This window comes from Pseudoalteromonas caenipelagi, assembly GCF_013140855.1.
Classification (GTDB): Bacteria; Pseudomonadota; Gammaproteobacteria; order Enterobacterales; family Alteromonadaceae; genus Pseudoalteromonas; species Pseudoalteromonas caenipelagi.
Genome location: NZ_JABBPG010000001.1, coordinates 802702 through 815168 on the forward strand (window position 1 = coordinate 802702; position 12467 = coordinate 815168).

At 40.3% G+C, this 12467-nt stretch carries 10 protein-coding genes; 5 read left to right on the forward strand and 5 right to left on the reverse strand.

Annotation, left to right across the window (positions count from 1 at the left end):
* Window positions 1-73: 73 nt before the first annotated feature.
* The 4 genes from HG263_RS03470 (at window position 74) to HG263_RS03485 (ending at window position 5617) form a co-directional block, all read left to right on the forward strand.
* Entirely contained in the window at window positions 74-655 is a 582-nt protein-coding gene (locus HG263_RS03470) for a Fe-Mn family superoxide dismutase (protein ID WP_171624667.1), read from the forward strand.
* Between the two features lie 204 nt (window positions 656-859).
* Window positions 860-2782: a PrkA family serine protein kinase gene (locus HG263_RS03475; RefSeq protein ID WP_171624668.1), complete on the forward strand. Its 1923-nt coding sequence runs from the start codon at window positions 860-862 to the stop codon at window positions 2780-2782.
* Between the two features lie 27 nt (window positions 2783-2809).
* Window positions 2810-4093 carry a YeaH/YhbH family protein gene (locus HG263_RS03480; protein WP_171624669.1) on the forward strand — a complete coding sequence of 428 codons (1284 nt, stop codon included), beginning with the start codon at window positions 2810-2812 and terminating at the stop codon, window positions 4091-4093.
* A gap of 18 nt (window positions 4094-4111) precedes the next feature.
* On the forward strand, window positions 4112-5617 hold the full coding sequence (locus HG263_RS03485) for a SpoVR family protein (RefSeq protein WP_171624670.1): 1506 nt from the start codon (window positions 4112-4114) through the stop codon (window positions 5615-5617).
* Window positions 5618-5668: 51 nt separating this feature from the next.
* Here the strand turns inward: HG263_RS03485 and HG263_RS03490 are convergent, their stop codons facing one another.
* Both HG263_RS03490 and HG263_RS03495 read right to left on the reverse strand, forming a co-directional pair.
* Window positions 5669-6658: a GGDEF domain-containing protein gene (locus tag HG263_RS03490; protein WP_171624671.1), complete on the reverse strand. Its 990-nt coding sequence runs from the start codon at window positions 6656-6658 to the stop codon at window positions 5669-5671.
* Window positions 6659-6662: 4 nt separating this feature from the next.
* Window positions 6663-7667, reverse strand: a complete 1005-nt coding sequence (locus HG263_RS03495) for a response regulator (protein ID WP_171624672.1) — start codon at window positions 7665-7667, stop codon at window positions 6663-6665.
* 219 nt (window positions 7668-7886) lie between these two features.
* Between HG263_RS03495 and tpx the strand changes: the two genes are divergently transcribed.
* Complete coding sequence (gene tpx / locus HG263_RS03500) at window positions 7887-8468, forward strand: thiol peroxidase (protein WP_171624673.1); 582 nt, start codon at window positions 7887-7889, stop codon at window positions 8466-8468.
* A 176-nt stretch (window positions 8469-8644) separates the two neighbouring features.
* Here tpx and HG263_RS03505 read toward each other — a convergent pair whose 3' ends face one another.
* The 3 genes from HG263_RS03505 to htpG form a co-directional block, all read right to left on the reverse strand.
* Complete coding sequence (locus tag HG263_RS03505) at window positions 8645-9397, reverse strand: class I SAM-dependent methyltransferase (RefSeq protein WP_171624674.1); 753 nt, start codon at window positions 9395-9397, stop codon at window positions 8645-8647.
* A gap of 164 nt (window positions 9398-9561) precedes the next feature.
* A complete protein-coding gene (adk, locus tag HG263_RS03510; RefSeq protein WP_171624675.1) occupies window positions 9562-10206 on the reverse strand; it encodes an adenylate kinase in 645 nt (214 codons plus the stop codon).
* Window positions 10207-10360: 154 nt separating this feature from the next.
* Window positions 10361-12274, reverse strand: a complete 1914-nt coding sequence (gene htpG / locus HG263_RS03515) for a molecular chaperone HtpG (protein WP_171624676.1) — start codon at window positions 12272-12274, stop codon at window positions 10361-10363.
* Between the last annotated feature and the right edge of the window lie 193 nt (window positions 12275-12467).

The following is a 12467-nucleotide window of genomic DNA, read 5'->3' on the forward strand; positions in this document are numbered from 1 at the left end:
TAGAACAGCACTGGTTAAGTGCGCAATGTTTGATACTCTTATTTGGCATTCACACAACAAAATGGAGATTAAAATGGCATTTGAACTACCGTCACTACCTTATGCAATCGATGCACTTGAGCCACATATTTCTAAAGAAACCTTAGAGTTTCACCACGGCAAGCACCACAACACATATGTTGTTAAACTAAATGGTTTAGTTGAAGGTACTGAGTTTGCTAACAAAACTTTAGAAGAAGTCGTATGTAGCTCAGAAGGTGGTGTATTCAATAACGCTGCTCAAATCTGGAACCACACTTTTTACTGGCACAGCCTTTCACCAAATGGTGGTGGTGAGCCAACAGGCAAAGTTGCAGAACTTATCAATGCTAAATGGGGCTCATTTGCAGCTTTCCAAGAAGCATTCAACGACAAAGCTGTAAACAACTTCGGTTCTAGCTGGACTTGGTTAGTACAACTTGCTGATGGATCTTTAGATATCGTAAATACATCAAATGCGGCTACACCGCTTACAGATGCAGGTGTTACGCCAATTCTTACGGTTGACCTTTGGGAACACGCATACTATATCGACTATCGCAACGTTCGCCCTGATTACTTAAAAGGTTTCTGGGCATTAGTTAACTGGGAATTTGCAAACAGCAACCTTGCTTAACAAAGCAACCCCATTCAAGCGATAAAACTATTGCAAAAAAAGGCACTTTAGGTGCCTTTTTTATTTCCACTCTTTTTTTGTCCAAATGCATTAAATGTTTGGAATTTTTAGGCAAATTTTAGATATCAAGACTAAGCTTAAAGTAACCTTTTTCCTTTGTAGACAAATCAGCTTTTTTGAGTAAGCAGGTTACTGGAGGTCGTTATGACGATATTTGAACACTACCAAGCCAGGTATGAAGCAGCACAAGAAGAAGAGTACAGTATCGCCGAGTTTCTTGAGATTTGTAAAGAAGATAAATCGGCCTATGCGAGTGCTCCAGAGCGCCTATTAATGGCCATAGGCGAGCCCGAAATGATAGACACGGCGAGTGATGCGCGTTTAAGTCGGCTTTTTTCTAACCGCGTTATTGCCCGATATCCTGCCTTTAACGAATTTTATGGTATGGAAGATGCGATTGAACAAATCGTCTCTTATCTAAAACATGCCGCTCAAGGATTAGAAGAATGCAAACAAGTACTGTATTTGCTAGGTCCTGTAGGCGGCGGTAAATCTTCTATTGCTGAAAAACTAAAATATTTAATGCAGCAAGTCCCTATTTATTCTATCAAAGGCTCTCCCGTTAACGATCACCCTCTTTCTCTTTTTAATCCAATTGAAGATGCAGAATTACTTGAGAAAGAATATGGGATCAAACCACGCTATTTAAAAACGGTTATGTCTCCATGGGCAACCAAACGATTACATGAGTTTAATGGTGACATTAGTAAGTTTAAAGTGGTAAAGCGTTACCCTTCTATTTTAGACCAAGTTGCGATAGCTAAAACCGAGCCTGGGGATGAAAATAACCAAGATATTTCTGCTTTAGTAGGTAAAGTGGATATTAGAAAATTGGAGCATTTTGCACAAAATGACCCTGATGCCTACTCATACTCGGGTGCACTATGTTTAGCTAACCAAGGTTTGATGGAGTTTGTTGAGATGTTTAAAGCACCTATCAAGGTACTACATCCATTGCTCACAGCCACTCAAGAAGGGAACTATAACGGCACAGAGGGCATATCCGCCCTCCCCTTCAATGGCATGATTTTGGCGCACTCCAATGAATCTGAATGGCAAACCTTTAAAAATAACAAAAACAATGAAGCATTCTTAGACCGTGTTTACATTGTTAAAGTACCTTATTGTTTGAGGGTATCTGAAGAAGTTAAAATTTATAATAAGCTCATTGAAAACAGTGAATTAGCTGTTGCTCCTTGTGCCCCTGGCACACTCGAAACACTTGCTAAATTTGTTGCCTTGTCACGTCTAAAAGAGCCTGAAAATTCAAGTATTTACTCAAAAATGCGCGTATACGATGGCGAAAGTTTAAAAGATACAGATCCAAAAGCGAAATCATACCAAGAGTACCGAGACTATGCGGGTGTCGATGAGGGTATGACAGGGCTATCAACCCGTTTTGCCTTTAAAATCTTATCTCGCGTGTTTAACTTCGATCATGCTGAAGTTGCAGCCAACCCGGTTCATTTATTCTATGTGCTGGAGCAGCAGATTGAGCGCGAGCAATTTAGCGCCGAAGTACAAGAGCGCTATCTCAGTCATTTAAAAGGTTACTTAATTCCTCAGTATGTAGAATTTATTGGTAAAGAGCTTCAAACAGCATATCTTGAATCGTATTCTGAATATGGCCAAAACATTTTTGACCGATATGTAACCTATGCCGATTTCTGGATCCAAGACCAAGAGTACAGAGATCCAGACACAGGTCAGCTATTTGACAGAGCTGCTTTAAACGCAGAGCTTGAAAAAATTGAAAAACCAGCAGGAATTTCAAATCCTAAAGATTTCAGAAATGAAATTGTGAACTTTGTGCTAAGAGCAAGAGCTCACCATAATGGTCAAAATCCGGTTTGGACTAGCTATGAGAAATTGCGTACCGTCATTGAGAAGAAAATGTTCTCTAACACAGAAGAATTACTGCCGGTTATTTCTTTCAATGCTAAAACCTCCGCTGAGGATCAGAAAAAGCATGAGGATTTTGTTAATCGCATGGTTGAGAAGGGTTATACGCAGAAACAAGTTAGATTACTCTCTGAATGGTATCTAAGAGTTCGCAAGTCACAGTAATACGATTAGAAACTGAGAGGGTGATTTATGGCGCATTTTATAGACCGTCGCCTGAACGGTAAAAATAAGAGTACGCTGAACCGACAACGCTTTATTAGACGTTACAAGAAGCAGATTAAAGAAGCTGTTTCTGATGCGATTAATAAGCGCAGCGTAACCGACACTAGCAGTGGAGAGAGTATTTCAATCCCTCAACGAGATATTAGCGAGCCAATATTTCATCAAGGTAAAGGGGGGGATCGTGAAATGATCCACCCTGGCAATGACCAGTTTAGTACGGGGGATAAAATTCAACGCCCTCCTTCTGGTCAAGGGGGTGGCTCAGGACCTGGAGATGCCAGCGATCAAGGCGAAGGCGAAGATGATTTTGTATTCTCAATATCAAAAGACGAATATTTAGACCTTTTGTTTGAAGACTTGGAACTGCCTAATCTTCAACAGAGCCAGCTAGATAAACTCGTGCAAATGAAAACACATCGTGCTGGCTTTTGTAATGATGGTATGCCGAGTAATTTAGACATTGTTCGCTCGTTAAGGGGCTCCTTAGCTCGCAGAGTTGCTATGTCTGCTAGTAAACGCAGACGGCTTGCCGAAGCAGAAGAAGAGCTGACTGCTTTACTGGAAGAGCCCGTTCCTCCTCAACAAAAAATTACCGAGTTAGAAGCTGAAATAGCACAGTTGAAGCAAAAAATTGCAGCCGTTCCATTTATTGATAATTATGATCTTAGGTTTAGGAATTACGAAAAGCGTCCTCACCCAACGAGCAAAGCTGTAATGTTTTGTTTGATGGATGTGTCAGGTTCAATGGATCAAGCTACAAAAGATATGGCTAAACGTTTTTACATTTTGCTATATCAATTTCTAACCAGAACATACAAAGATATTGAAGTGGTTTACATTAGGCACCACACCCAAGCGAAAGAGGTTGATGAACAAGAATTTTTCTATTCGCAAGAAACAGGGGGAACCATTGTATCTAGTGCGCTTAAGCTGATGGATGAAATTGTTAAGGAACGCTATTCTCAGGGGGATTGGAATATCTATGCCGCACAAGCATCTGATGGTGATAATTGGGCTGATGACTCTCCACACTGTACTGAGATCATGACGAAAAAACTGCTTAAAGCCGTTAGGTATTATGCTTATATAGAGATCACTACTCGTGCACATCAAAGCCTGTGGCGTGAATATCAAGCAATCGCGAACACGCACGACAACTTTGCCATGCAACATATCCGCACGGTTGAAGATATCTACCCGATCTTTAGAGAGCTGTTCAAAAAGAATCGTCAACAACAAGGCGCGGCTTAGCCACATTGGAGGGAGCTTATGAGTTATAACCCAATGAATGATGGGCCTGATTGGACCTTCGATCTGCTTAATGAATATCAAGCAGAAATTGCTCGCGTTGCTGAGCATTACAGGCTAGATACCTACCCTAACCAAATCGAAGTAATCACCGCAGAACAGATGATGGATGCGTACTCGAGTGTGGGTATGCCAATAGGATATAGCCACTGGTCGTTTGGCAAAAAGTTTATTTCTACGGAGCAAAATTATAAACGTGGGCAAATGGGATTAGCATATGAGATTGTTATCAATTCTGATCCGTGTATTGCCTATTTAATGGAAGAAAATACTTTGCCTATGCAAGCGCTTGTTATGGCGCATGCATGCTACGGCCATAACTCTTTTTTTAAAGGCAACTACCTATTTAAAACCTGGACCGATGCATCTTCGATTATTGATTATTTAGTATTTGCTAAAAACTATATTGCCCAATGTGAAGAAAAACATGGTATTGACGAAGTTGAGAATCTTTTGGATTCATGTCACGCGCTGATGAATTATGGTGTTGACCGTTATAAGCGCCCTCAGCAAATTTCATTGTACGAAGAACAAAAGAGGCAAAAAGAGCGAGAAGACTATCTGCAATCACAAGTAAATGAGCTATGGAGAACTATTCCTAGTAATCAACAAGAAGAACAGATGAAAAAGGTTCGCTTTCCAAGCGAGCCTCAGGAAAATATCCTGTACTTTATAGAAAAAAATGCACCGTTACTGGAGTCTTGGCAGCGTGAGGTGATCCGTATTGTCAGAAAGATCTCACAATATTTTTATCCACAAAGACAAACGCAGGTCATGAATGAGGGGTGGGCAACATTTTGGCACTACACGATTTTAAACCATCTTTACGATGAAGGTAAATTATCAGATGCCTTCATGTTAGAGTTCTTGCAAAGCCACACTAATGTTGTTTATCAACCCCCCTACAACAGTAAATTTTACTCTGGTATTAACCCTTATGCACTTGGCTTCAATATGATGGTTGACATCAGACGCATCTGCGAAAATCCGACTGACGAAGATAAAGCATGGTTTCCTGAGTTTGCTGGGAGTGATTGGCTAGATACTTTACATTTTGCGATGGAAAATTTTAAAGATGAAAGTTTTATCAGTCAGTTTTTATCTCCAAAACTCATTCGTGATTTTAAGTTGTTTACTATTATCGATAATCACAAAAGTCCTCACTTAGAAGTAGGTGCTATCCACAATGATGAAGGCTATCAGAAGGTAAGATCTTCGTTATCAGCGCAATATAATTTAAGCAATAATGAACCTAATATACAAATTTATGATGTTGATGTTAGGGGTGATCGTTCACTCACTTTGAAGTATGTTCCACATAACAACATCCCTTTAGCCGACTCTAAAGATGAAGTTTTAAAACACTTGTACCGACTTTGGGGGTTTGACGTGAGGTTAGAGCAATTAGATGACAACGGCGAAAGGCAAGTTATTGCCAAATGCCCACTAGATGATAGTGACGATTAAAGTTAAACAACAAACTAAGTAACACAAAATCAGCAGTGTTGCTTAGTTTGCTCATCCATTATTAGCTGAGTCTTTTTTCAGTTTAGGCGTATATTCGGTAACTTGGTTTCTGCCAGTTGCTTTTGAATGATACAACGCCATGTCAGCCGCTTCAATCCACTGTTCATGTTTAGTAAATTTCTCGCTGTATGTAGCAAAGCCAACGCTCACTGTTATTTTAATTTGCTGTTCATCATAAAAAATCGATGACTTCTCAATTAAACTGCGCAGCCTTTCAGCAAAAACTTTTGCCCCTTCAGCATCTGTATCCACTAAAGTTACCGCAAACTCCTCTCCACCATATCGCCCCGCGGTATCCGTTTCACGCAACGTTTTTTTGAGTAAGTCTGAGATATGCCTAATAGCTTCGTCCCCGCCACTGTGTCCATATTCATCATTTACATTTTTAAAATGGTCAATGTCAAACATCAATAAAGAGCTACAGCCATTATTTCGTTTAAGGCGCAAGAATTCATTTCGCAGCCCAGCTTCCCAATAACCGCGGTTAGCTAACTGGGTCAGGCTATCTGTGCGGCTAATTCTCTCCAACTCATGGTTTGCTTTTTCCAATTCTACTTTATTCATTGCTTCGTCTGTCACGTCATAAATGATTATACAAATATGACCAACATCACCCGTTACCGTAGATAAAGGGATAATCGTAGAGTTTTGATACATGTAATCGGCTTTACCAGTAATAGGTCGGTAATTTTTAAAGCGAAAAATATATGGCTGTTGTTCCCAGATCGTAAAAGAACGATTTTTTAGTACAAACACCGACTCTGTTTTAGAGCGAAACCACTGTTCGTCAATACTTGGGAAAATATCAAAAATATCTTTGTCTTTTACTGCACTTGGCAGTAATCCTGAATGGTTTTCCATAAAACCATTCCAAACACACACGCGATATTCCCTATCCAACACCACTAAGCCTATATCAACGGTATTGAACATATCCATTAACCAGTGTATTTCATTCATCTCAAAATCAGCAGCAGGCATAGTGTTAATCTTCTAAAAGGTAAGCAACTTTGTATTTTAAAGTTTTTAATGAATCTTCGGTAAATAAAAGCATTAAGTCACAATTAATGTTGTGGTTTTCAATGCCATAACTTATTTCGATGGCCAAAGTGCGCTGCCATCTACTTTTATTTGCTTTTACTAAGTCTGAAACATCACAGTGCTGACCAAGTACAACAGGGTGACCTTGACTGAAAGACATATCTAACTGCCTAGAAAGACCCGTTAAAATTGCCCCAATTAATATATTACTTATGTCCATAAGAAGCTCTAGCTCAATTTTATCATTGAGTTCACCGTGATAATTCATCAACGAAGCAACTTCTTTAAAACTTGAATCATTTAGTAGCAGCAGTGCCTCTCCCGACACTCCTCCACCAATAAACCCTTGGCATACGCCCGAAGTACTGGCACTGGCGTCGATCGCTTGCAAGGCCATATGTAGCTCACTTACTTCCAGTACGTTAACATTTGGAATTGGTAACTCAACAAACACATTGAGTAGCCTAGCCAAAAGGTCCCCTGCTTGCCCCATCGCTACGTTGGTTAACTCTTGGTAAATATCACGGATCTCTGGTTCTAACTGCTCACCTAATTTATGTACTAAGCTTTCTCTGATTGATCTATCGCGAATACCATGATGCTCAATGATTTCAACTAATTTATCCGCGTCACAAGGCTTGCGAATAAAGTCTATTGCGCCCAATTCGATAACACGTTGATGGGCGTTAGGCTGAATGTCACCAGAAACAACTACAGTGAGCACATTTAGGCCCTGATCACGAATTGCTTCGAGTACGCCATAGCCATCCATTTGTGGCATGTTGAGATCAAGAAACAGGATTTCAGGAGAGAACTTTTTGATTTTTTCCAAACAGTCAATGCCATGCTCTGCAAATTCAACTTTTATATCCCAGTCATTGGGCAACGAACGCGCGAGTTGTCGGCGCGCTAGTTTCGAGTCATCACATATTAAAACCAATGTTGACATAAAAGCTCTCTTACGTTGACTAACCACTACACCGAAAATGTTATAAAATGGTTGCATTTGTTATTATTAATGTACGATAATAAAATATCGGCTATTTTTACGGCTAATGTTAATCAAATAACTATTGATTTACAACGTTATTCCTACCGCAAACTTGGTTCACAGCTAACAGTATAATACACTCTGATAGATTACGATAACTGACTAAGGTCTTAGCTTATGAACAAAGTAATAATTCTTGCCGCTGCGCTCATTTCCAATTCAATATTAGCAATAGATTTACCCGAGAACCAAATTGATATGGGTAAAGTGAGTGCCAATGGAAAACCCGTAACTCTATTAGGAAGTGGTATTGAGCTTGGACAACAAGCACCTAACTTTAAAGTAGTTGATGGCTCATTTGTACCTGTTACCCTCGACAGTTTTAAAGATAAAGCTGTTTTGATCAGTGTTGTGCCAAGCCTAGATACTGGCATATGTAGCTTACAAACTAAACACTTTAACGAGAAAGTGGCCGATGAATTTAAAGACATCGTGATGTTAACAATTAGCGCAGACCTACCATTTGCGCAAAAGCGCTTTTGCCAAGCAGAAAACATTGACAAAATACAAACACTTTCAGATTCTGTATGGCATGATTTTGGTAAAAATTATGGCTTATATATCAAAGACATGGGCTTACTAAGCAGAGCTGTCTTGATACTAGATAAAACACATAAAGTGGTTTATAAGCAAGTCGTCGAGAACCTCGCTACAGAGCCTAATTACGACAGCGTGATTGAAAAGCTAAAGTCACTTTAATCATTAGCTGTTATGAGATTCTGAAACAAGCTCAGAATGACAAGTAGCGTGTACATTAACAAGCAGTGTTCACCATGGTGAGCGTCCCGGCAGTTACGAATTGGTGCTCAAGAATGTGCAATTTTGTCACCCTGACGAAGGTCAGGGTCTCCTAACCAATACCATTAACGTTTTTGTTATGGCTTGCGGAACTTTAATACACTTCTGTCTGTGTTATATCTATTTTCAGGTAAGAATACTGAAGTCGTTAAATCATCTTTCGCGTTACCTAAAAACTCCCCTTGCGCTTCAAGTACAAAGCCCACTGCCTTTATATCTTTAATTACAGCCGCGGGGTCTACGCGGTGAATCGTTTTACCAATTACAGCGTTATCAACACCTGTTTTAGCATTAGCATCAATCACACCAAATACAGCGCCTGATTTAAGTTTGCTATAGATCCCTTGCAAAAACTTCGCTCTATCTATTTTTGGCCAACCATTTTCTGAGTCTTCATAATACAAATCATGCATACCAAGCACAAAAATCGCTGCATCAAATTGTTCTTTTACCCCTGCTAGTTCTTCTGGCTTAACAATTAATGTTGACACATTTTGCAGACGGTTGTCTTTCAAACGCTCATCCACTGCCTTTTTCACAAATTGCTGCCATGGTTGATTGTTATACATGGTAACGTGGCCACGCTCACCTACCACATAACTCATCAATTCCGAGTAATAACCACCACCAGCAAATACATCAAGTACTTTCATGCTCGGTTGAATCTCAAAAAAGCGCATTACCTGTTCTGGTTTACGCCTTTCATCTACGGTTCGGTCTTTTTTCGAGCGTGCAGAATTTGCGACCGCATCATCATATATATCAGCATAAGCTGCTGAACTTGCCAATAGTGCACAACCAAGCAATGCACTCAATGATTTTGTTTTCATTATTATTCTCCATTTGAGTTAAACAAACAGATATATACTAGCGTGAAAGAAAAGAGTGGAGTCGTTAATTTTGTAACTGCGTGTTACTAAGCTTTAGATAGAGAATACACAGATGAAGCCTGAGTATGCACAGTGTTGAATGCATACTCAGTAATAACATTAAATTAGCCTAATAGCTCAGCTAATTGTTGACTAACTGCGTCAACCGCTTGTGTGCCATCTAGCTTATGGTACTTGGTGTTGCCGGCGTCAGCTTCTGCTTGGTAGTAAGATACCAAAGGCTTGGTTTGGTCGTGGTAAATACCTAAACGCTTACGTACTGTTTCTTCAACATCGTCATCACGAATGATTAAGTCTTCACCTGTAACGTCGTCTTTACCTTCAACCTTAGGTGGGTTGTATACAACGTGGTATACACGACCAGAGCCTGGGTGTACACGACGACCGCCCATACGCTCAACAATGATTTCGTCAGCAACATCAAACTCAATTACGTGATCAATGCTAATACCATTGTCTTTCATTGCGTCCGCTTGTGGGATAGTACGAGGGAAACCATCTAAAAGGAAACCTTTTGCGCAGTCTTCTTTAGCAATGCGCTCTTTCACTAAGCCAATGATAATTTCATCAGAAACCAACTGACCAGCATCCATCACTTTCTTCGCTTCTAGGCCTAATGGTGTACCTTCTTTGATCGCTGCGCGCAACATGTCGCCAGTCGAAATTTGTGGAATACCGTATTTGTCCATTAAAAACTGTGCTTGAGTGCCTTTACCTGCACCCGGCGCGCCTAAAAGGATAATGCGCATAATTATGTTCCTCGTATCGGAGTTTATTTGAAATTGTCTAAATTTTTTCACATGCGTCCAAGATTCTCAAGCGACTTATACTAATTGCTGAGCTTAATAGTCATATAAACGCAAAAAAGGGGCCTATAGCCCCTTTTTAAGTTGCAAATATCGATTACTTGCTTAAATCAAGCATCAATTTGTTCAAGCGAGTCACAAAACCTGCAGGGTCTTTAAGGCTACCACGTTCTGCTAGGAGCGCTTGGTCTAGTAATACTTCTGACCACTGTGCAAACTTGTCTTCGTCTTGCTCAACATTTAAGTGCTTAACAAGCTGGTGCTCAGGGTTTAGCTCAAATACTGGCTTTTGCTCAGGAACCGCTTGACCTACTGACTCCATTAGCTTTTGCATCTGTGAGCTCATATCGTGCTCATCGGCAACCACACAGGCTGGAGAATCAGTTAGACGGTGCGTAAAGCGTACTTCTTTCACTTTATCGCCTAGTGCAGTTTTAACGCGCTCTACTAAGCCCTCAACTTCTTTCTCGCTTTCTTCTTGTGCTTTTTTGGTCTCTTCATCTTCCAAATCGCCCAAGTCTAAATCACCACGTGTAATTGACTGGAATTGTTTCTCTTCAAATTCAGTTAGGTGGCTCATCATCCACTCGTCTACACGATCAGATAGGAGTAACACCTCAATGCCTTTCTTGCGGAAGATCTCTAAATGCGGTGAGCTTTTCGCCGCTTCAAAGCTGTCTGCAACCACGTAATAGATCTTATCTTGGCCTTCTTTCATACGCTCAATGTACTGCTCTAAAGACACATCTTGCGTGCTTTGATCTGTGTGCGTTGAGCTAAAGCGCAGTAGCTTAGCAATGGCTTCTTTGTTAGCCATATCTTCTGCAGGACCTTCTTTGATAACTTGACCAAACTCATTCCAGAAAGTTTGATATTCTTCCGGCTTGTTTTTGCCCATACGCTCAAGCATTTTAAGTACGCGTGATGTACAGCCTTTGCGAATCGCTTGCGTGATCTTGTTATCTTGTAAGATTTCACGAGATACATTCAGTGGTAAATCGTTTGAGTCTAAAAGACCTTTTACAAAACGCAGGTAGCTTGGCATAAATTGCTCAGCGTCATCCATGATAAATACACGTTGCACGTATAGCTTTAAGCCACTTTGACGCTCACGATTCCACATATCGAATGGCGCTTTTTTAGGGATATAAAGTAGGCTAGTGTATTCAGTTTTACCCTCTACTTTATTGTGTGCCCAACTTAGCGGCTCTTCCCAATCATGACCTACATGCTTGTAAAACTCTTTGTATTCTTCTTCGCTGATTTCAGACTTATCACGGGTCCAAAGCGCAGTTGCGCGGTTAATTGCTTCCCACTCGCCTGGTTTGCCTTCAATCTTTTCGCCGTCCGGACCTTCTGACTCAGGTACTGGTTCTTTATACATCTCTACAGGAATTGAAATGTGATCAGAGTACTTAGTTACAATGCCGCGTAGTCTAAAGTCATCTAAGAATTCTTTTTCATCTTCACGAAGGTGAAGAATAATATCGGTACCACGACCCTCTTTTGCAACTTCTGCTAAAGTATATTCGCCTTCACCTTTTGAGTGCCATTCTACTGCTGTTTTCTCACCAGCCTTGCGTGTAACTACCGTTACAGCGTCAGCTACAATAAACGCTGAATAGAAACCAACACCAAATTGGCCTATCAATTGTGAATCTTTAGCTTGGTCGCCAGTTAGGTTTTGGAAAAACTCTGCAGTGCCAGATTTAGCGATAGTACCTAATGAGCTGATCACTTCATCACGCGTCATACCAATACCATTATCAGAAATAGTAATGGTGTTGGCGTCTTTATCTACGCTAACACGGACGCGAAGCTCCGCGTCGCCTTCGTATAAATCACCATTTGATAATGCTAAAAAGCGTAGTTTATCTGCTGCGTCAGATGCGTTTGACACCAGTTCGCGTAAAAAGATCTCTTTGTTTGAGTACAAAGAATGGATCATTAGGTTTAATAATTGTTTGACTTCTGTTTGAAAGCCTAATGTTTCTTTTTGAGCTGCGGTCATTGTTCTCTCCGGTATAACCAATTGATGCAGTGTTAATATGCAATCAGATATGGGGTGGAGATTTTTAACTTCAAGGGAAATGACTAAAATTTTTATTTCTGATTTCTTAAATCATTGTGTTACAAGCACTTTTAGCTGCTCACATACTATTCACATAGCTCAACCAACATTGAGCTATGTGACGTTGGCTTTG

What these genes read in the sequence shown, in the direction of transcription:
- HG263_RS03470 (WP_171624667.1), top strand. Translation starts at nt 74, where the DNA reads ATGGCATTTGAACTACCGTCACTACCTTATGCAATCGATGCACTTGAG.
- HG263_RS03475 (WP_171624668.1), top strand. Translation starts at nt 860, where the DNA reads ATGACGATATTTGAACACTACCAAGCCAGGTATGAAGCAGCACAAGAA.
- HG263_RS03480 (WP_171624669.1), top strand. Translation starts at nt 2,810, where the DNA reads ATGGCGCATTTTATAGACCGTCGCCTGAACGGTAAAAATAAGAGTACG.
- HG263_RS03485 (WP_171624670.1), top strand. Translation starts at nt 4,112, where the DNA reads ATGAGTTATAACCCAATGAATGATGGGCCTGATTGGACCTTCGATCTG.
- HG263_RS03490 (WP_171624671.1), bottom strand. Translation starts at nt 6,658, where the DNA reads ATGCCTGCTGCTGATTTTGAGATGAATGAAATACACTGGTTAATGGAT.
- HG263_RS03495 (WP_171624672.1), bottom strand. Translation starts at nt 7,667, where the DNA reads ATGTCAACATTGGTTTTAATATGTGATGACTCGAAACTAGCGCGCCGA.
- tpx (WP_171624673.1), top strand. Translation starts at nt 7,887, where the DNA reads ATGAACAAAGTAATAATTCTTGCCGCTGCGCTCATTTCCAATTCAATA.
- HG263_RS03505 (WP_171624674.1), bottom strand. Translation starts at nt 9,397, where the DNA reads ATGAAAACAAAATCATTGAGTGCATTGCTTGGTTGTGCACTATTGGCA.
- adk (WP_171624675.1), bottom strand. Translation starts at nt 10,206, where the DNA reads ATGCGCATTATCCTTTTAGGCGCGCCGGGTGCAGGTAAAGGCACTCAA.
- htpG (WP_171624676.1), bottom strand. Translation starts at nt 12,274, where the DNA reads ATGACCGCAGCTCAAAAAGAAACATTAGGCTTTCAAACAGAAGTCAAA.